We start from the raw sequence: 20,159 nt of genomic DNA on the forward strand, positions 1-20,159 counted from the left end.
GGCAACTATAATCTTAGGAAGCAATGGTGCAGAGAAACCTGTATACGGACGAATGAAAGGCAATCAGGGAGGAAATGTCCTAAGTTGCTTTCTTTTTTCATAGTTTAGTATGCGGGAGGGGTGATCTGTTTTGACACTTGAGAAACTTCGGGATATCGGAACACTGCCCGGAATGACTTACGAGATTCTCACCGAATTAGTGAAGCGGAAAGAAAAGGAGAAGATCTGGAAGAAAAAGGAATCTCTTTACGGTTTGTGCCTGATCCTAAGCTCCAGCGGGCTGATCCTGTTTATGTTCTTTTTTCAGAAGGGCCGAATTGAATCGCTGTCCGGACTTATTCAGTTTCTGAATAACCCTGTTTCATGGGTGCTCGGAGGTGCCAGTTTCGTTGCGGCTTTTGTCTTTTTAAGAACGCATCGTGAATCTGAGAGTGCTGAAGATGATTTCGATGAACTGAGGAAGGAAGTGATCGATCGCGGAGAAGAATTATGGCCTAAGGAACCGGACGGATCGACGCGGTACACGGTCATGCAGTTTCTCCTTAAAAAAAAAGGAATCAATCTTTTTTATAAGTAGGATCGCCGATTAAGAAATTTAACGGATTTGATGAAAAAAGCTGTCCCGTTCTTGTATTTGCGGAAGCAGCCGTCCGTCATTCGTTCAGTATGCCTTTTTCTGGCCTTGTTCTTCTTTAATCAGTTCCACTGCTTCACGAAAACGTTGTGAATGGACAATTTCGCGCTCGCGCAGGAAACCGAGGGAATCGTTCAACGCCGGATCATCCGAGACATTGATGATCCATTGATAGGTCGACCTCGCCTTTTCTTCAGCAGCAATATCTTCATAAAGATCAGCAATCGGATCGCCTTTCGACTGAATATAAGCCACAGTAAAACTCTCGCCCCCGGCATTTTCATAATAGAGCGATTTGCCATGATTGACATAATGCGATCCGAGTCCTGCCTCTTTCAGCTGAATGGGTGTTGCGTCTTTCGTCAGTTTATAAACCATTGTCGCGATCATTTCAAGATGGGCGAATTCCTCGGTGCCAATGTCGTTCAGCAGACCGATGACGCGGTCGGGAATGGTATAACGCTGATTGAGGTACCGGAGGGCGGCAGCGAGTTCACCGTCGGCACCCCCGTATTGCTCAATAAGAAATCTGGCAAGTTTTGGATTGCATGTACTGACTCGTACGGGGTACTGAAGCTTTTTTTCATAATACCACATGCGTCCCCTTCCTCTCTCCTTGGAATTTCCGCCGATTCACACTTGCCATGGCCATGGCGGCTTGCTCCATTGCCACGGATAAGATGAGTAACTGTGTCCGAATTGTCTAAGCGGTCCGTATTTTTTTTCAAATGAAATACGCAGCTCTTCACTTTTTTGTGCTGTCGAATTAAACTGTCTGAGCGCGTCCAGGTCGTTTGGGTGTGTGTCCAAATAAAGGGTTAGTTCGACAAGCGTGAAATCAATTGCCTGCAGCGCCTGCAAGTCCGTATAGTAGTTTTCCGGCGGCTGATTTGGCTGAATCATGAATCGGCCCCCTTATTCACCGGGTTGAATGGATTGGTATAAGGTGTGTAAAGGCCTGGCCAGAGGGTGCCGTAAGAAAGCGCCTGAACAGGGGAATACTGTTCCATGCCGGCAGGCTGAAAACCGAGATACAGCTGAACGGGTGTCTCATAGGCGACAGCTCCAAGCGGCGGGCAAGGGTCGTAAGGGCCGACATAAGGCTGGAACCATTTTCTGTAGGTAGGCAAAGCGAAAACCTCCTTTCATTGCACAAAGATTGTGCCGCTACTCTTATATGCAGTGCAGGCTTGTCAATAGACCCGCAATGTTTTGTAGGAAAATTTTTGTCATGCTTTTCTTATCCTTAAAAAAGAGGAAACCTGCACCTTATTGTGGAACTTAAGTATAAGGACAAGTAAGAACTATTCTATTTCTTGTCCTGTTCTGACGGAATAATGTTTTTTGGGTCGTTTGCTGGCACCGAGTGCCTGTTGCCTTCGGAAATCGGGAGCGGTGTCTGATGAATACTTAAGAAAGCTGAACCGGCCGGTATGAAGATGAAAAGCATGTACATTTTTCGGCGGGCGTTGTATACTACACTCAAGTCAACTGCTTTTTAAGACGTACAGGCTGTTTGAAATTTTCATCATCAATTGAAGGTAAGTTTGGCTGCAACCCGTGGGAGACACCGAAAAAGTGTCGCGAACATATTATAAAAGAAAAAGGTCTGCGGCGCAGAGAGAATTGGCTGGACGGCAAGGAGGATGTTGGCGATGCGATTGGAACGTTTGAATGGCGACAGGATAAAAATTTTCCTGACTTTTGACGATCTCAAAGAGCGGGGCATTACAAAAGAAGACATGTGGCATGACTTGCCCAGAGTGGAACAGCTTTTTCGAGAGATGATGCTTGAGGCAGATGATGAACTTGGCTTCGAGGCAAACGGTCCAATTGATGTTGAAGTGTTTTCCCTGCCTGCTCAAGGAATGGTTGTGATTGTCTCCAAGGGAAGAGCATCGGACGACAGTGATGACCGGCAGGATTTCGATGAAGAAGATGAAGATGATTTTATTCAGATGCAGGTAACGCTTGATGAAAGTCAGGATGTCCTTTATCAGTTTGAACAGTTTGAAGACGTCATAACATTGACGAAGACGCTGCATGATTTAGGTGTTGCAAAAGGAAGCCTGTATCTATTCGAAAATAAATATTATTTGCATTTTGATGAAGACCAGTTGGATTCGGAAGTGGATCTGGAGACGCTCGTGGCGGTTCTGGCCGAGTTTGGCGACACATCGACCATTACGATCCATCGTCTTGACGAATATGGCAAATGCCTGATTGAGGGCGAAGCCGTCGCTGTAATTTACCGGTATTTTATCGAAGCTCCGCACGCTTAGCGCACGGAGCTTTGCATTGTCTGCCGTTATTATTTATGTATGTCTGTGTAACAGCATTCATGATTGGTTTGATTATTTATCGTAAGATTTCATATTCGTTTAATGGGGCTACGTGGGCAAGGTGCAAATAACGAAGGAGAGATTAGAGTGTCCGTCAATCAGGGATCCGGAAGCCGCAGCCGCGATGAGAAGCATCATTATCTTCTTCGTTCCGTTCAGGCCATTGTGCGGCACTCATTGGAGGAACTTGGCTATTCAGAGGAAATGATCGAACTGCTGAAAGAGCCGAAGTGCGCTCTGGAAGTGAAAATTCCGGTCCGAATGGATAATGGAAAAATCAGGATTTTTACGGGCTATCGCGTTCAGCACAGTGACGCAATCGGTCCGACAAAGGGGGGGGTGCTTTTTCATCCGGACGTGAGTCTCACTCAAGTTAAAGCGCTGTCGGTTCTGAACGGCATTAAGTCGGCCATTCTGGGCCTCCCATGCGGCGGGGCAAAAGGCGGGGTAATTTGTGACCCTCGGGAGCTGTCATTTCGGGAGCTGGAGGGACTGAGCCGCGGCTACATTCGCGCGATTCGCTCAATCATCGGTCCCCGCAAAGATATACTTGCGCTTGACGTCTTCACAAACACCCAGATTATGGCCTGGATGATGGACGAGTACGGCCGGTTTTCAGGTACTGAATCGCCCGGGTTTATTACCGGAAAACCGATCGTACTGGGCGGCCTGCGGGGAAGGGAATATGCCGTGGCACGCAGTATATCGAGGTTTGTCCATGAAGCGGCCAGCAGCAAAGGGATTGAGCTTAATGGTGCGGAGGCGATCATTCAGGGTTTCGGCAGCGCCGGAAGCTATGTCGCAAAAACGCTGTTTGAATCAGGAGCCAGAGTGGTCGGAATTTCCGATGCCTACGGTGCGCTCTATAATCCTTCCGGACTTGATGTTGAAGAGCTGCTGAATTGCCGCGACAGCTTCGGTACTGTAACAAAACTTTTTCAGCATACGTTTACCAACCAGGAACTTCTCGAAAAACCTTGCGATATTTTAGTCCTTGCTGCGATTGAAAATCAGATTACAGAAAATAACGCGGCCGATATTCGCGCAAAAGTGGTGGTCGAAGCGGCGGAAAACGCGGTTTCAGATCAGGCGGCAATTATTTTAGCAGACAGAAATATTCTTTTTGTACCGGAAGTTTTATCGTGTGCGGCCGATGTCACCGTATCTTATTTTGAATGGGTACAGAATAACCAGGGAATCACTTGGACGGAGAAAGAAGTGGAAGAAAGGCTGCGGGAAGTTCTCAGTTCGGCTTTTGAACAGGTCCGTGAGATGGCCGGAGATCGAAAAACCACCATGAGGACAGCCGCTTATTTAGTTGGTGTACAAAAACTGGCTGAATCCGTACGCTATCGCGGATGGATTTGACCAGATGCACGTTTTTACTAAAAGGGTTTTAGGCAGACAGGTATGAGGGATAACTCCCATCATACCTGTTTTTTTTTTCGCGATTAAACCGAAGAAGCCAAGTCCGCATAAACCGCCGTTTTCTTGGAAATCTAATGATGATTAATGAAATTTGACCGGCACGGTCTAAACCCCTGCCTTGAATGTTCCATTTTATACTATAAATACAAAATTTTTTAAAGATTATAGTATAAGCACAACTAAGGCAACGCCCGCGCCAAAGGCTTAGCGAAGCCAAGTTTTCTAGTGAGGAGGAATAGGCAATTGAGAAAATGTCTGACTCCAGGAGTTCTGGCTGCAATGCTTGTTTTGACAGGCATTCTTCCAAATGACGGCTGGGTGACCGCTTTTTCAGATCAAGTGATCACACAAGGTGAATCGGGAGATGATGTGATTGAGCTTCAGGCGCGTCTGCAATATATCGGCTTTTTTAAGGGAAAGATAGACGGACGATTCGGATATGGCACCTATTGGGCGCTTCGGGATTTCCAGCAGAAATACGGTCTTAACGTTGACGGGCAGGCGGGGGATTTAACCAAACAGAAACTGGTGAAAGCATCCAATTTCGATGCTGCTTTTGTTCACCAGAATCTTGAGGCAGGCAACGAATTCACTTATTTTGGCGGGGTGCCGCTGGATCAGCAGGTGAGAAAAAAAACAGGTACCCCGAATGCGACGAAAGAAAACCGCGTGTCGCAAGGAAGATACACGATGGACAATCTGCCCCAGGGTTATTCGAAAGCTGATATCAACCTGATGGCGAATGCCGTTTATGGTGAGGCGCGCGGTGAACCCTACATCGGACAAGTCGCTGTTTCGGCCGTCATTCTCAATCGGGTGGCCGATCCGCGCTTCCCCAAAAATATTCCAGATGTCATCTTCCAGCCGGGAGCTTTTACAGCCGTTTCTGACGGACAGATATGGCTGACACCCAATGAAACAGCAAAACGGGCGGTTCTTGACGCGATTAATGGCTGGGATCCGACTCATGGGGCGCTCTATTACTTTAATCCGGAAACGGCAACTTCTGCGTGGATCTGGAGCCGTCCGCAGATCGAGAAAATTGGAAAACATATCTTCTGCAAATAAGGGGGGACTCGTATGAAAAGTCGATTCTGGATCATCCTCAGTTCTGTATTTGCAGCAGCCATGATTGCCTTCGGAATCTGGGGCGATCAGGAGCGCATGGCTAAAGACGCAGTGATGATTCAGGCAGAAAATCAATATCAGCAGTCTTTTCATGAACTGACCTACTATGTTGATTCGCTTGAAAAGTCTCTTGGTATGTCGCTTGCCATGCATACCCGTGAAACAATGAGACCGCAGCTGGTCGAAACATGGAGATTAAGCACACTAGCACACGGAGCAGCAAACCAGCTTCCGCTGACGCTGCTGCCTTTTAACAAGACCAATGAATTTCTTTCTCATGTCGGGGCGTTCAGCTATAAAACGGGGGTAAAGGCAACGAATGACCGTCCGCTTTCCGACAAAGAGTATGCGAGCCTGCAAAAACTTTATCGGGAATCGATGGGCATACGTCAGGGTCTCAGGGATATTCAGGAGAATGTGATGGCACGGCACCTGCGCTGGATGGACGTAGAATGGGCGCTTAAAACGAAAAAACAGAATCAGGACAACCAGGTGATTGACGGATTGAAACAAGTCGACGGTCAGGCGACCAGCTACACCCAGAGCTTCAGCCCTGAAAACCCGAGCAATGCTGCGCTGAAGAAGAAAAGCTTAAAGAAACTGGAAGGTCCGGTGATGAATAAAAAAGAAGCTGCTTCCGCTTTAAAAAAATGGATGAACCTCACCGATGCCCGGACTTCAAAAATCAGTGAAACGGGAAAGGGCTCAAATATGGACGCCTACGAAGTAACCTTGCAAAACAAAGACCGTATACCAATTGAAGCGTCGGTGACCAGAAAAGGGGGACATGTGATCTGGTTCTTTGCCGACCGTCCTGTCGGAAAAGAAAAAATCAGTCTCTATGAAGCCGCAAACAGGGCCGGTGCTTTTTTAAAAAAGCATGGGCTGACCGGAATGGAGCTGACAAAAAAGGAACGTTATGATCGCACTGCTATTTTTACGTATGTCCTGAAAAGGAATAACATCCGTATCTACCCTGCCTCGCTGAGACTTAAAGTAACGCTGGATAATGGAGAGGTGATCGCTTTTGATGAAACGGACTATTTATTCAATAAGTATGATCAGATACCGATGACACCTAAATTGTCGGCAAAAGCAGTCATGAAGCAGTTGAATCCGAAACTGGTTGTTCAGGAGTCTCATCTTGTCGTGTTTCAGAACCCTCTTTTACAAAACGTACTTTGCTATGAATTTTTTGCTACAAGGGGGCAGGACACCTATCGCGTGCTGCTGAATGCCGAAAATGGAGATCAGGAAAAAGTTGAATTGTTGAGAAACTAGGGGAGAGAAGACAAGATTTTTTCTTTCCTCTTTTTCATGTATAATAATGCGTAGAAAATGTTTGATCGGAGGACTATCCGCATTTTGGGACAGCTGCAACGTCAGGAGCAGGGGGGAAGGCGCAGATGGAATTAAAGGCGGGGGAAACTTTAATCTTGGAACACACGGACAGTTCCGGTCCGGTCAAACGCTACAGGTGCAGAATTGCTGATGTTTCGCAGGATGCTCTAACCATTGATTATCCTGTCGATGAGAAAAGCGGCAGAACACCGGTGTTTATGAATGGAACAAAATTTACGGCGAACTATGTGGAGAACGGCCGCGTTTATAGCTTCAAGGCAGTCTTTCTCCACAGGGTCCACGGTAAAATACCGATGATGCTTTTAAAATTCGGAGGAGAAGATAGCCTAGAAAAGATTCAGCGGAGGGACTTTGTCCGTGTGGATGCCAACCTGGATATTGCCATTCATTCCGTTAATGGGGGATTCCGGCCTTTTTCCACACTCACGAGCGACATCGGCGGCGGCGGTACGTTGATCATCCTGCCGGAACATCTTGAAATCATTGAAGGAGATGAGGTTAAGATCTGGCTTTGTCTTCCTATGGCATCCGGAGAGAATGTATATCTGAGATTAAAGGGGAAAGTCGTCCGTATTTTTACTGATAAGAGAACCCATACAGACAGAGCTTCAATTCAGTTTATGCTTTCCGGGGACCGGGAACGGCAGCCGATTATCCGCTTCTGTTTTGAAAAACAGCTGGAGAACAGGAAAAAAATGATTGAGTGGACGATGAACCACTCCCGCGGTTAATTGAAGCGCCGGATTTTCACTCACGGCTGTGTTATAGTTAGAAACATAAAAAGGCAACAGATCAGAGAGATTGGAGTCAGTTTGGAAATGGAGAGGCTATTTCAAATCGCGATTGACGGCCCTGCCGCCGCGGGGAAGAGCACGGTCGCAAAGATTGTGGCGAAAGCTCTGGGTTTTGTGTATATCGATACGGGTGCCATGTATCGCTCGCTGACTTATAAGGCGCTGAAAACGGGTACCGATATGAAAAACGGTATTAAGTTAAAAGAATTACTGGACGTTACGGATATCGTTCTAAAACATAGTGAGATCGGACAAAGAGTTTTTGTTGACGGAGAAGATGTCAGCGAAAGAATTCGGTATCCGGATGTGACGGCCCAGGTTTCGCTCGTTTCTTCGTTCGGAAAAGTCCGTACCGAGATGGTCCGCCGCCAGAGAAAACTGGCGGAACACTGCAGCGTCGTTATGGACGGTCGCGATATAGGGACGCACGTTCTTCCCAGGGCACAGGTTAAAATATTTCTGAAAGCTTCCGTCGACGAACGGGCGGTCCGGCGTTTCAGAGAAGAAGAACTGAAGGGGTTGCATCCTTCGATTCAAGCCTTGAGGGAAGCGATTGCCCTCAGAGACAAGAAGGATATGGAACGCACGATTTCCCCACTGGTTAAAGCCAAAGATGCGATTGAGCTGGATACAACTTCTCTGTCCGTTGACGAGGTTGTTGATCGAATTCTCAATATAGCCAAGGAGAGGATTCGGCGTTGAGCATTTATTCAATCGGCAAGCCGTTAGTTGCTCTTTTTTATAAACTTTACTTTCGAGTTACTGTAGAAGGGCAGGAAAATATTCCTGATCGCGGGAGCGTACTTTTCTGTTGCAATCACAGATCCAATTTTGATCCTCCGCTTATCGGTATTTCAATTGCCAGGGATTTAAGTTTTGTCGCAAAGGAAGAGCTGTTTGAAATTCCTTTATTCGGCAGACTTTTGAGGCATCTGCATGCTTTTCCGATCCGGCGCGGTACAGGCGATCGCGGCGCACTTCGCGTAGCCGTACGGCTGCTCGGAGAAGGACACACGCTTCTTATTTTTCCGGAAGGCACGCGCAACCGCAGCAGCAATCGTTTGCAAAAAGGGCTGTCCGGCGCAGGGTTTTTTGCTCTTAAGACCGACGCGGTCGTTATTCCCTGCGCGATAATCGGGCAATATAAATTCCGCGGGAAGATAAAAGTCGTATTCGGTCCGCCGATCGATACTGCCTCCATGAAGTCCGAGAAACTAAGATCGACGGAGGCATCCGCTGTTATCATGGAACATATCCTGCAGCTGCTGGATCAACATGGAAAGTGACGATTCCTGCGAGTACATCTGCTTGACAAAACAGTCTATTTGTAAGAAGTTAAGAGTAAGATATTCGTGTTTTGTAATTAAAGGGGGTCCCTGAGGATGGTTGAGGAAGTTAATAATGAAATGGCATCTTTTGATGCATTGAAAGTAGGAGACGTAGTCAGCGGTAAAGTTACCAAAGCAGAAGAAAAACATGCATTAATAGATGTAGGATATAAAGTCGACGGCATTTTGCCTATCAGTGAGCTGTCCAGCCTGCATGTGGAGAAAGTGACGGATTTGCTTCATGAAGGCGATGAAGTGACCGTTAAAGTGACGAAGCTTGAGGATGATGAACTCGTTCTGTCCAAGCGGGAAGTTGACGCCGACAATGCGTGGGGCGATCTGGAACAGAAGTTTCAGGATAAAACAACTTTTTCCGTTGAAATAGCAGACGTTGTTAAAGGCGGGCTCGTCGTTGATCTTGGTGTGCGCGGTTTTATTCCTGCGTCACTTGTTGAACGGCACTTTGTAGAGGACTTCAGTGATTATAAGGGCAAACCGCTTGACGTAAAAATAGTCGAACTTGACCGCGAAAAGAGGAAAGTGATCCTGTCACACCGCGCTGTTCTGGACGACGAAGCGGATAAGAAAAAGGAAAGGACGCTTGAAAGCATTAAAGAAGGCGACATCATCGAAGGAACTGTTCAGCGTCTGACGGATTTCGGCGCGTTTGTCGATATAGGCGGTGTCGATGGGCTGGTTCATATTTCACAACTCGCACACTACCGTGTTGAAACTCCGTCCGAGGTTGTTTCCGAAGGGGACAAAGTCAAGGTCAAAGTGCTCTCAGTTGATCCTGAGAACGAACGTATTTCCTTGTCAATCAAGGCGACTCAACCGGGACCGTGGGAAACGGCCAAAGAAAAAATCCATACGGGTGATGTGCTGGAAGGCAAAGTCAAACGTCTCGTTCCGTTCGGCGCATTTGTAGAGCTTGTTCCGGGAGTTGAAGGTCTTGTGCATATTTCCGAGATTTCGCATACCCATATCGGAACACCGGATGAGGTACTGTCTGAAAACCAGACAATCAAGGTCAAAGTACTTGATGTTAATTTTGGGGATCAGCGTGTATCGCTCAGCATCAAGGCTCTTGAAAACGAAGCGGCTGAAGAGAAGCATACTGAGACTCAGCAAGAGACGGCGAGAGATATTGATGAATCGACATCCGGTTTTTCGCTCGGCGATATGATCGGCGATCAGCTCAAGAAGTACAAATAATTTTCAAGTGAAATAAAGAGCGGAAAAAGAGGGGTATCTGCTGATTCCTTCTTTTTCCGCTTTTTTAACGCGTTTTCAACAGTGCGGCCCGATACGATGTTTCAGGATTCCGAACGGCCCACATTGAGCGCCATCTGTTTTTTTGGTAATATGGATAAGCGAACAGGATCCGCACGCTTGCAGATTAACGATAAGTTATTTCCATTTTGGACGTTGTGCTCCCATGTTTTATCCAGAAGCAGCTAACGACACGTGGGAGCAGAGAACAGGAGCCTCTCCTTTAACTTTAGAAGGAAGGGTTTCTTTTATGAAAAAAGTAAAGCGCATTCCATTAAGGAGGAAATTTATGTCAAAACCAACTGTGGCCATAGTCGGGCGCCCGAATGTCGGGAAGTCAACGATATTCAACCGGATTGTCGGCGGACGGACGGCTATTGTTGAGGACAGGCCCGGCGTGACACGTGACCGGCTTTACGGTAACGGGACGTGGCTGGACCATGAATTTCATGTGATTGATACGGGCGGCATAGATATCGGTGATGAACCGTTGCTCATGCAAATGAAAGCACAGGCTGAAATTGCGATTGAAGAGTCGGATGTCATTCTTTTTATCGTAGACGGCAAAACGGGTCTGACTGAAGCCGACGAAGAAGTGGCACGTATTTTAAGACGATCCCAAAAGCCTGTAGTGCTTGGTGTCAACAAATTGGACAATACCAAGATCCGGGATCAGAAGTATGAATTTTATTCGCTTGGACTGGGCGACCCTTATGGTATTTCCGGTGCACACGGGCTTGGACTAGGCGATCTGCTGGATCAGGTCATCAAAGATTTTCCTGATGAAAAAGACGCACCGGAAGACGAAAATGCCATTCGATTTACACTGATCGGCCGTCCGAATGTTGGGAAATCTTCGCTTGTTAATGCGATTCTCGGGAAAGAACGTGTCATTGTCAGCGACCTTGCCGGGACGACACGCGATGCGATTGACACTCCGTTTTCCCGGGACGGTCAGACCTATGTCATCGTGGATACGGCCGGCATTCGCCGCCGCGGAAAAATTTATGAGAAGACGGAAAAATACAGCGTGCTGCGCGCGCAGCGTGCGATCGAAGAATCGGACGTCGTTCTCGTCCTGATAAATGGAGAAGAAGGCATCATTGAACAGGATAAGAAAATTGCGGGCATCGCGCATGACGCGGGACGTGCGGTCATTATCGTGGTCAACAAATGGGACGCCGTGAATAAAGATGATAAGACCATGGACAAGTTCAGAAAAAAAATTCGGGACGAGTTCCAGTTTATTAGCTACGCGCCGATCGTTTTTCTGTCCGCCTTGACAAAACAGCGTCTTCCACAGCTTCTTCCGATGATTCAGCAGGTTGCCGAAAATCATAGCCTTCGCGTACAGACAAGCCTTCTGAATGACTGTATCATGGATACGGTAGCGATGACACCGCCGCCTTCCGACAAGGGCAGACGCTTGAAAATTTATTATGCCACACAGGTAGCTGTCCGGCCGCCGGTATTTATTTTATTTGTGAACGATCCGGAGCTTCTTCATTTTTCATACATCCGTCATATCGAAAACCGAATCAGAGAAACATTTGGTTTTGTCGGAACGCCTATTAAAATTTTGTCCCGCAAAAAAAACGAACAATAGAGAGGGATGCATCCAGTGTTGACGGTTGTGTCGGTTATCGTTTCTTATCTCATCGGAGCAATTAGTTTCAGCTATCTGATTACGAAGAAGATTAAAAAGATCGATATTAGAAAGACGGGAAGCGGCAATGCGGGAGCGACAAATACACTGCGTGTTCTCGGTGTGGGTCCAGCGATCGGAGTTCTGATTCTGGACGTCATGAAGGGAGTCGCTGCCGTATTAATCGCCAGGTCGTTCGGCCTTACAGACTGGGCGGTTGCGCTCTCAGGGCTGTTTGCCGTCATTGGCCACGACTTTCCTGTATATTACGGATTCAAAGGCGGAAAAGGCGTCGCCACTACGATCGGCGTGTTTTTCATGATTATGCCGTTTGACGCGCTTATGGCGGGAATCATTACGATTCTGATCATCGTGATCAGCCGTTTTGTGTCCGTCGGTTCACTTTTTTTCCTTCTTTTCACGCCTGTGCTCGGCTGTATTCTCGGTAACTATTCGCCAGCTGTCCTGGCCGCAGTTTTTCTGATCACAGCGCTGGGTTATTATCAGCACAGAGGAAATATTACCCGTCTCCTGCATGGGAAAGAAAATAAGATTGGCCGAAAAAAGTCACAGGCCTGAGAGCCTTTGCACCGCACAGGCAAGAGGTATGATTCAAAAGTTTTTAGAAACGGCAGCGAACGGATCAGGGTTAAAAAGGGGAGGCAGCTGAAATGAGAAATATTGCCGTAATTGGTGCGGGAAGCTGGGGAACGGCCCTCTCCATGGTTTTGGCGGATAACGGTTATTCTGTCCGCTTGTGGAGCCATCGCCGTGAGCAGGCGGATGAAATCAACGAGAGACATATAAACGGGAAGTATCTTCCGGGTATCATGCTTCCCAAAAACGTGGCGGGAACACATGACCTTGAAGCTGCGCTTGACGGGGCGAACGCTGTACTTCTTGTTGTTCCGGCAAAGGCAATGAGAGAAGTGCTGGGCAGGGTTCGCGAGCACCTGGCCGGACCGATGCTCTTTATCCACGGCGTCAAAGGCATCGAACCGGGAACATTCAAGCGGATGTCGGAAGTCATTGAAGAAGAAATTCCGAAGAAGTTCAGGAAAGCTGTGGTTGTTCTTTCCGGCCCGAGCCACGCTGAAGAAGTTTCTCTGCGTCACCCTACAACGGTGGCCGTCGCGTCAGTCAATACAGCGGCCGCGAAAAAGGCTCAGGATCTATTCTTTAATCACTATTTTCGTGTGTACACAAATGAAGACATCGTTGGCGTTGAAATTGGCGGCGCATTGAAAAATATCATCGCGCTGGGAGCCGGCATATCCGACGGCCTTGGATACGGCGATAATGCGAAAGCCGCTCTGATTACACGCGGATTGGCGGAAATCTCGCGGCTCGGAACGAAATTGGGCGCGCGCCCGCTCACTTTCATCGGCCTCACCGGTATGGGGGATCTGATTGTGACGTGTACGAGCGTCCACAGCCGGAACTGGCGTGCGGGAAACCTTCTCGGCAAGGGGCGGAAACTCAGCGAAGTTCTCAGCGAAATGGGAATGGTAGTTGAAGGCGTGCGGACGGCCGAGGCGGCTTATGCCTTATCAAAACGTGAAAAAGTCGAGATGCCGATTACAGAGGCGATCTATCAAGTGCTGTTTGAAAACAAGAACCCGAAAGAAGCGGTCGATGAATTGATGGGGCGGGATAAAAAGGATGAAATCGCCGCATTATCGGAAAGCCTTTCTGACCCAGCTCCGCACGATTGATCCTTTGCTCGCACCTCATTTTTTTTCTCGCATAGGATGTAAGGAATGCAGGGAAAAGGAGGACGTTCATTGGATTCAAAAAATCCTTTTTTTGATAACATCGAGAAGAAGACGCATGTGAAGAAAGAGGACATTTTTGCAATCGCTGAATCTGTGTCAAACGCTGATTTCAGCGATCCCGAAGTAGTCAGAAAGCTCATCGCCCGAATTGGAAGGACAGCCGGTGTCCCGGTTTCAAAAGAGAAGGAAGAGGCTATTGTCAAAGCGATTACGTCGGGCAATATGCCTAGCAATTTCTCGTCCCTGTCAAAAATGTTCGGCCCAAAGAAGTAACATTGGGCCGTCGTCAGCGGCAAAATGCATAGGAATAGCATACGTTATAGCGTGCGTCAATCATTCTGCAAGAGCTGAGTGGCGTGGAAGGATTTAGTCATGCCGGGAGAAAACAATCTGTTTTCTCCCGCTTTTTTATAAACAATAGGCATAAAACAACATTCGGACAATATTTTTAAATAGGGAAAGGCCGCCTAATTTCTGACTGCCGGGCCTCCCGGCCATAGAACGGCGCGTCAGAAGACGCCAATTCATTGGCATATTCAATGGACAAAGTCATATGCATAGAACTATCACCGAGCGTCATCGATAGAATGGAGGAGCGGGAGGGTGCAAACTTTGGAAAAACTTGAGCGGGTGGACATTTTTAAGGACATTGCGGAAAGAACAGGCGGAGATATCTATCTGGGTGTGGTCGGAGCTGTTCGTACCGGAAAATCGACGTTTATAAAGAAATTCATGGAACTCATCGTGCTGCCCAATATCGAAAATGAAGCGGACCGCGTCCGGGCACAGGATGAGCTGCCTCAGAGTGCCGCGGGAAAACAGATCATGACTACCGAACCAAAATTCGTTCCGAATCATGCAGTCACGGTGACCGTAGAGGAGGGACTGGAAGTCAACATCCGCGTGGTGGATTGCGTCGGTTACGCCGTCAAAGGCGCTAAGGGCTTCGAAGATGAGAACGGTCCGCGTATGGTTCACACCCCTTGGTATGACGAACCGATTCCGTTTCAGGAAGCCGCGGAGATCGGGACGCGCAAAGTCATTCAGGAGCACTCCACACTGGGGGTTGTGATCACGACCGATGGATCGATCGGCGAGATCGGCCGGGAAGACTATGTGGAAGCAGAGGAACGGATTGTCGACGAACTGAAAGAAGTCGGGAAGCCATTTATTCTGATCGTTAATTCGTCGCACCCGTACCATCCGGAAACGGAGGCACTCAGGAAAAATCTCGCCGATAAATATGATATTCCTGTTTTGACACAGAGCGTTGAGAACATGACAGAACATGACATTAACAATATTTTGCGTGAAACGCTCTATGAATTTCCGGTGCTGGAAGTCAATGTTAATCTACCAAGCTGGGTTATGGTCCTGAAAGAAGATCACTGGCTGAGAAAAAGTTACGAGGAAGCGGTTAAGGAGACAGTGAAAGACATCAAGCGGCTGCGCGACGTGGACCGGGTGGTCGGCACGTTCGGTGAGTATGATTTTATTGAGAACGCGCAACTTTCGGGTATCGAAATGGGCAAAGGAACGGCAGAGATCGATCTCTACGCGCCGGATAATCTATACGATCAGGTTTTGAAGGAGGTTGTGGGGGTTGAAATCAGGGGCAAGGATCATCTTCTGCAACTGATGCAGGACTTTGCTCATGCAAAAAGGGAGTATGATCAGGTCGAAGAGGCGTTGAAAATGGTCAAACAGACCGGTTATGGCATTGCTGCGCCGACAATCAGCGACATGAGTCTCGATGAACCGGAAATCATTCGCCAGGGATCGCGCTTTGGCGTTCGGCTTAAGGCGGTTGCTCCGTCCATACACATGATCAAAGTCGACGTTGAATCGGAATTCGCGCCGATTATCGGGACGGAAAAACAGAGTGAGGAATTGGTCCGTTATCTGATGCAGGATTTCGAAGATGATCCGCTTTCGATCTGGAATTCCGATATTTTCGGCCGTTCGCTCAATTCAATTGTCAGAGAGGGCATATCTGCAAAACTTGCGCTCATGCCGGAAAATGCCCGCTACAAACTAAAAGAAACTCTCGAAAGGATCATTAACGAAGGCTCGGGCGGTTTAATTGCGATCATTCTCTAGGTTATTCATAGCAGTCGGAAAGACTCCGCCCGGGGTCTTTTTTTGTTGAATCGAATTTTCGGAAGTTCTTTTTTAACAAAGAGGTTTAAAAAGAGCGAAATTGGCAATATTTTTATCAAAGCTGTTGAATTCTTCCATCACATCGTATATTATAAGCGTTGTTAATGTTTCTTCCAGCGCAAAAAGGAGGAATTCCTTTTTAAGGAGGTGAAGGTGTTGAATAAGACTGAATTGATTACTGCAGTTGCAGAATCTGCTGAACTGTCAAAAAAAGATGCTACAAAGGCGGTTGATTCCGTCCTTTCAACGATTGCTGACGCGTTGAAAAGCGGAAGCAAAGTCCAATTAATCGGTTTCGGAAACTTTGAGGTGCGTGAGCGCTCTGCTCGCAAGGGCCGCAATCCGCAAACCGGCGAGGAAATTGAAATCCAGGCAAGCAAAGTTCCGGCTTTCAAACCCGGCAAAGCATTAAAAGAAGCCGTCCAATGATCGAATTGATACATAGGACGTAAGAACGCGAGAGCCATCCATGTGGTGGCTCTTTTTTGATAGAGACGAATTTTTCTCTTTTTCAATTATGAAACAGGTCTCTTTCCTTGTTTTCTTTACTTTTAGCGTTTTTCTATGCTAGAATTTTTACAGTGAAACAAGTTTTTCTTTTCTGGCTTGGTTTAAATTGGAGGTTCAGCTTTGAACGTGAATCATGAGAAAATAGAACGGGCAGTCCGGATGATTCTAGAAGCGATCGGCGAAGATCCGGATCGTCAGGGGCTGGTAGAGACGCCTCAGAGGGTTGCCAGAATGTATGAAGAGATCTTTCAGGGAATGAGGCAGGATCCGAAGACGTATTTGTCGAAAACGTTTGACGAGGCTCATGAAGAATTGGTTCTCGTTAAGGATATTCCTTTTTATTCCATGTGTGAACATCATTTGGTTCCCTTTTTCGGCAAAGCACACGTCGGCTACATACCAAGAGGAGGACGGGTGACCGGACTCAGCAAACTGGCCCGGGCAGTGGAAGCGGTAGCAAAGAGACCGCAGCTGCAGGAGCGTCTGACGACCACGGTGGCAAACAGCATTGTTGAGACCCTTCGTCCTTATGGAGTAATCGTTGTTATTGAGGCGGAACACATGTGTATGACCATGCGCGGCATCAAGAAACCAGGGGCGAAAACCATAACGTCCGCCGTACGCGGAATTTTTCAGACGGATCGAGCGGCGAGAGCGGAGGCATTATCGCTGATCAACCGTCAATAATCTTAGGCTTGAAAGCAGGTTGGTTAAAGTGGAACCAAGAAACGAAGAGGTGCTGGGCGACTATTTTGTTATCAAGGCTGAAGAGGACGGCGTAAACGTCATCGGCCTGACGCGTGGTGCGGAAACACGTTTTTTTCACACTGAGAAGCTTGATAAGGGCGAAGTGATGATCGCTCAGTTTACAGAACATACTTCAGCAATTAAAGTGCATGGCAAGGCGACGATTCAGACGAAACACGGGACGATCATGTCTGAGTAAAGCCGGTGACACCTGCCGGTATGATATAATGGGAGCAGAAATTTTGTGGGACAATCGGGAGCAGGAGTTCCTATGATTCACTGCCCCTGACGCCGATGACGGCATCCGCTGATCTGTTCGGTTTACCGCTGTCTGCTCAGATCGGGAATTAGAAAAAAAGCAATGTTTAGGGGCGTTGCCATGACAGTAAGAGAAGAGATTGAAAGCATTTACGCAAATTTAAGGCGCGACCTGAGCCACCCGTATGTCAGTAAATACCTGCCGATTCCTGAGATTGATAAAGATAAACTGCTCGTATACTATTATTTGTTTCAGAAGCGATCAGGCAAACGGACAGAAGTCTACGTGGAAAGTTTGATGGTCGCCGAAATCGGACTTTCCACTCATGAGTCGATGACCACGGAAAGGCTTAACGGGAAAAAGGAAATTAAAAAGAGGCAACTGACCGCGCTGTCCGGCGATTTTTACAGCGCACTCTATTATTATTATCTTTCTCGAAAAAAAGATATTGAAATGGTGAAATGGGTGGCTGAAGCCATTCAGACATTTAACGTAAATAAATGCCTGCTGTTCTATCCGAAGCACACATTAAGCTGGACCCAGGCAGTAGCCGCATTGGAAACGATTGAAAGTGCCCTTGTGGCAAAGATTGCAGACAGGCTTGGTCTTAAACACTGGGTGCCTTTTCTTAACGCCTTTTTTTTGGGCAAGAAACTGGTTTCTGAATACGAACTGCAGGCGCAGAACGACTCGCGTTCTTTTCTGTGCAATTATTTGATTGAAAGCCTGACCCATGATTCCGTGTCATTCAGAGAACGACTGGAAGCAGAAATAAAGAAAACAAAAGCGCGCTTTTTTGATAGTATAAGGCAGGCTGAAGAAAACTCCGGTACACTTTTCGAGCTTCTCCCTTATCTGACTGAAAAAATGAACGCTTTCTGCCGCCTCACAGTGGAGGAAGGATAAATTGGAAATGAACGAACGGGAAGAAAAACATGAAAAGGTGCATCAGGTTTTTCAGACAATTTATAAAAAATACGATTCAATGAACTCGCTAATCAGTTTTAACCGCCATAAGGCCTGGCGTCGAAAAGCCGACGAAACTGTCGGTGCCAGAGAAGGCGAACAAATACTTGATGTCTGCTGTGGCACGGGAGACTGGACATTGTCTCTTGCAAAGGCTGTCGGCACCACCGGAAAAGTTGTCGGACTGGATTTTAGCGATAATATGTTAAAGGTCGCCAGAGCGAAGCTTGATGTGACACCGCTGAAAAATGTCGCACTGGTGAACGGAGATGCAATGAACATTCCATTCAGCGAGGCGTCATTCGATCGGGTGACGATCGGGTTCGGTTTGCGGAATGTCCCTGATTATTTGACGGTCCTGAAAGAAATGTTTCGCGTGCTGAAACCGGGAGGGAGGATCGTCTGTCTCGAGACTTCCCAGCCAAAGATTCCGGTTTACAGGCAGCTTTATTTCTTCTATTTCCGTTTTATTATGCCGCTCCTGGGTAAATTGTTTGCCGGCAGCTACAAAGAATATGCCTGGCTGAACGAATCTACGCAGAAGTTTCCCGACCGTGAAAAACTGGTTCAGCTATTTCATGCGGCCGGCTTTGAAAAAGTGAGCGTCCGATCGTTTATGGGGGGCATCGCTGCCATTCACCATGCGGACAAACCTCTTAGGAAAGCCGCGGACTGAAAACGACCGGGAAGCGAACGTATTTTTCCGGAGATCTCGGGTGCTGCAAACCGGAGAAAAGCTTTAGAAAAGCCTGACGAAGACTTTTCGTTCCGGGGTTCGCGAGACATGAAATGAGTGCAGGATTGCGATGAAGGGTGAAATAAATGACACTAGCGGGGATCTATGCAGAACAAAAAAACAATATGAAGGCGATTGAGAGCAGGCTTGAAAAAGCACTGGAAGCGCCGCACCCGATTCTTCACGAAGCTTCCATGAATTTGCTCAGAGCGGGGGGGAAAAGAATCCGTCCGCTGCTCGCACTTATCTCAGCTCAATACGGTGATCCGAAGCGGCCGGAGATTATTGATTCAGCGGCGACTCTTGAACTGATCCATATGGCATCCCTAGTACACGACGACGTCATTGATGATTCTGATTTGCGCCGCGGAAAGCCTACGGTCAAGGCTCAGTGGGACAACCGGGTCGCTATGTACACCGGCGACTTTATCTTTGCCAGAGCGATTGAACTGATTTCCGGATTCGACCGTCCAGAAGCCCATCGGATTCTTTCCCGTGTGATCCGCGACCTCAGCCTCGGGGAAATTGATCAGATTAAAGAGCTCTATAACTGGAAACAGAATCTGCGCTGTTATTTATTGCGAATCAAACGGAAAACAGCCATTCTGATGGCGCTTAGCTGTCAATTGGGAGCACTTTCATCGGGCTGCACACTGGCCGTTTCCCGCAGGCTTTATTACTACGGATATTTTCTTGGCATGAGCTATCAGATCACCGACGATATTCTGGACTTTGTCGGAACCGAGAAGCAACTGGGAAAACCCGCGGGCAGTGATCTGAGAAACGGAAACGTTACGCTGCCGACTTATTATGCCCTTCAGAAAAATGAACTCCATGATCGGATTGTCGGTATTCTGAAATCTGAAAATCCATCAGAGGACGATTGGAAGAGAGTCATCAGCTTGATTAAGGAGTCCGGAGCCATTCAGGCTTCGGAAAGGCTGAGCGACCGCTATCTTCAGAAAGCAAAAAACATATTGGATGAACTACCTGTTAAAAAGGCGACACGTTCGCTCATGGAAATTGCCGAATATGTCGGAAAGAGACGATACTGAAATTAGGTGTCACGATCA

23 protein-coding genes are annotated in these 20,159 nt (G+C 47.5%); 20 read left to right on the top strand and 3 right to left on the bottom strand.

Features of this window, described 5'->3' with window-relative positions:
- Window positions 1-130: 130 nt before the first annotated feature.
- Complete coding sequence (locus IEX81_RS04485) at window positions 131-577, top strand: DUF2663 family protein (RefSeq protein WP_188801876.1); 447 nt, start codon at window positions 131-133, stop codon at window positions 575-577.
- An 84-nt stretch (window positions 578-661) separates the two neighbouring features.
- On the opposite strand, the gene IEX81_RS04490 is transcribed toward IEX81_RS04485, so the two are convergent.
- The 3 genes from IEX81_RS04490 to IEX81_RS04500 are packed head-to-tail and all read right to left on the bottom strand — an operon-like array spanning window position 662 to window position 1,764.
- A complete protein-coding gene (locus IEX81_RS04490; RefSeq protein ID WP_188801877.1) occupies window positions 662-1,231 on the bottom strand; it encodes a manganese catalase family protein in 570 nt (189 codons plus the stop codon).
- Between the two features lie 36 nt (window positions 1,232-1,267).
- On the bottom strand, window positions 1,268-1,537 hold the full coding sequence (locus tag IEX81_RS04495) for a spore coat protein CotJB (protein WP_188801878.1): 270 nt from the start codon (window positions 1,535-1,537) through the stop codon (window positions 1,268-1,270).
- Window positions 1,534-1,764, bottom strand: a complete 231-nt coding sequence (locus IEX81_RS04500; RefSeq protein ID WP_188801879.1) for a spore coat associated protein CotJA — start codon at window positions 1,762-1,764, stop codon at window positions 1,534-1,536. The genes IEX81_RS04495 and IEX81_RS04500 overlap by 4 nt, the downstream gene beginning before the upstream one ends.
- A gap of 525 nt (window positions 1,765-2,289) precedes the next feature.
- On the opposite strand from IEX81_RS04500, the gene IEX81_RS04505 reads away from it, so the two are divergent.
- From IEX81_RS04505 to IEX81_RS04595, 19 genes are all read left to right on the top strand, one after another.
- Entirely contained in the window at window positions 2,290-2,916 is a 627-nt protein-coding gene (locus tag IEX81_RS04505; RefSeq protein ID WP_188801880.1) for a genetic competence negative regulator, read from the top strand.
- A 147-nt stretch (window positions 2,917-3,063) separates the two neighbouring features.
- Window positions 3,064-4,344, top strand: coding sequence for a Glu/Leu/Phe/Val family dehydrogenase (locus IEX81_RS04510; RefSeq protein WP_229727471.1), 1,281 nt, complete (start codon window positions 3,064-3,066; stop codon window positions 4,342-4,344).
- A gap of 339 nt (window positions 4,345-4,683) precedes the next feature.
- Window positions 4,684-5,472: a spore cortex-lytic enzyme gene (sleB, locus tag IEX81_RS04515; protein WP_188802091.1), complete on the top strand. Its 789-nt coding sequence runs from the start codon at window positions 4,684-4,686 to the stop codon at window positions 5,470-5,472.
- 12 nt (window positions 5,473-5,484) lie between these two features.
- Entirely contained in the window at window positions 5,485-6,813 is a 1,329-nt protein-coding gene (ypeB, locus tag IEX81_RS04520; protein WP_188801882.1) for a germination protein YpeB, read from the top strand.
- Between the two features lie 125 nt (window positions 6,814-6,938).
- Entirely contained in the window at window positions 6,939-7,625 is a 687-nt protein-coding gene (locus tag IEX81_RS04525; RefSeq protein WP_188801883.1) for a flagellar brake protein, read from the top strand.
- An 87-nt stretch (window positions 7,626-7,712) separates the two neighbouring features.
- A complete protein-coding gene (gene cmk, locus IEX81_RS04530) occupies window positions 7,713-8,390 on the top strand; it encodes a (d)CMP kinase (protein ID WP_188801884.1) in 678 nt (225 codons plus the stop codon).
- Entirely contained in the window at window positions 8,387-8,974 is a 588-nt protein-coding gene (locus tag IEX81_RS04535) for a lysophospholipid acyltransferase family protein (protein WP_188801885.1), read from the top strand. The genes cmk and IEX81_RS04535 overlap by 4 nt, the downstream gene beginning before the upstream one ends.
- Window positions 8,975-9,070: 96 nt before the next feature.
- The gene (gene rpsA / locus IEX81_RS04540) at window positions 9,071-10,231 is read left to right on the top strand and encodes a 30S ribosomal protein S1 (RefSeq protein WP_188801886.1); all 1,161 of its coding nucleotides are present in this window, start codon (window positions 9,071-9,073) and stop codon (window positions 10,229-10,231) included.
- 346 nt (window positions 10,232-10,577) lie between these two features.
- Window positions 10,578-11,894 (top strand): ribosome biogenesis GTPase Der, encoded by a 1,317-nt coding sequence (der, locus tag IEX81_RS04545; RefSeq protein ID WP_188801887.1) that lies wholly within the window; start codon window positions 10,578-10,580, stop codon window positions 11,892-11,894.
- A gap of 6 nt (window positions 11,895-11,900) precedes the next feature.
- Window positions 11,901-12,512: a glycerol-3-phosphate 1-O-acyltransferase PlsY gene (plsY, locus tag IEX81_RS04550; protein WP_188801888.1), complete on the top strand. Its 612-nt coding sequence runs from the start codon at window positions 11,901-11,903 to the stop codon at window positions 12,510-12,512.
- 92 nt (window positions 12,513-12,604) lie between these two features.
- Window positions 12,605-13,648: an NAD(P)H-dependent glycerol-3-phosphate dehydrogenase gene (locus IEX81_RS04555; RefSeq protein ID WP_188801889.1), complete on the top strand. Its 1,044-nt coding sequence runs from the start codon at window positions 12,605-12,607 to the stop codon at window positions 13,646-13,648.
- A 69-nt stretch (window positions 13,649-13,717) separates the two neighbouring features.
- Window positions 13,718-13,981 carry a stage VI sporulation protein F gene (locus tag IEX81_RS04560; RefSeq protein WP_373292332.1) on the top strand — a complete coding sequence of 88 codons (264 nt, stop codon included), beginning with the start codon at window positions 13,718-13,720 and terminating at the stop codon, window positions 13,979-13,981.
- Window positions 13,982-14,320: 339 nt separating this feature from the next.
- Window positions 14,321-15,808, top strand: coding sequence for a stage IV sporulation protein A (gene spoIVA / locus IEX81_RS04565; RefSeq protein WP_188801891.1), 1,488 nt, complete (start codon window positions 14,321-14,323; stop codon window positions 15,806-15,808).
- A gap of 216 nt (window positions 15,809-16,024) precedes the next feature.
- Entirely contained in the window at window positions 16,025-16,297 is a 273-nt protein-coding gene (hbs, locus tag IEX81_RS04570; protein ID WP_188801892.1) for a non-specific DNA-binding protein Hbs, read from the top strand.
- A gap of 201 nt (window positions 16,298-16,498) precedes the next feature.
- On the top strand, window positions 16,499-17,065 hold the full coding sequence (gene folE / locus IEX81_RS04575; RefSeq protein ID WP_188801893.1) for a GTP cyclohydrolase I FolE: 567 nt from the start codon (window positions 16,499-16,501) through the stop codon (window positions 17,063-17,065).
- 49 nt (window positions 17,066-17,114) lie between these two features.
- Window positions 17,115-17,324 carry a trp RNA-binding attenuation protein MtrB gene (mtrB, locus tag IEX81_RS04580; protein WP_229727490.1) on the top strand — a complete coding sequence of 70 codons (210 nt, stop codon included), beginning with the start codon at window positions 17,115-17,117 and terminating at the stop codon, window positions 17,322-17,324.
- 180 nt (window positions 17,325-17,504) lie between these two features.
- Window positions 17,505-18,290 (top strand): heptaprenyl diphosphate synthase component 1, encoded by a 786-nt coding sequence (locus IEX81_RS04585; protein ID WP_188801895.1) that lies wholly within the window; start codon window positions 17,505-17,507, stop codon window positions 18,288-18,290.
- Between the two features lie 7 nt (window positions 18,291-18,297).
- Window positions 18,298-19,026: a demethylmenaquinone methyltransferase gene (locus IEX81_RS04590; RefSeq protein WP_188802092.1), complete on the top strand. Its 729-nt coding sequence runs from the start codon at window positions 18,298-18,300 to the stop codon at window positions 19,024-19,026.
- 146 nt (window positions 19,027-19,172) lie between these two features.
- Entirely contained in the window at window positions 19,173-20,141 is a 969-nt protein-coding gene (locus IEX81_RS04595) for a polyprenyl synthetase family protein (protein WP_188801896.1), read from the top strand.
- Window positions 20,142-20,159: the final 18 nt, after the last annotated feature.

The organism is Sporolactobacillus putidus (assembly GCF_014647035.1).
Lineage (GTDB): Bacteria > Bacillota > Bacilli > Bacillales > Sporolactobacillaceae > Sporolactobacillus > Sporolactobacillus putidus.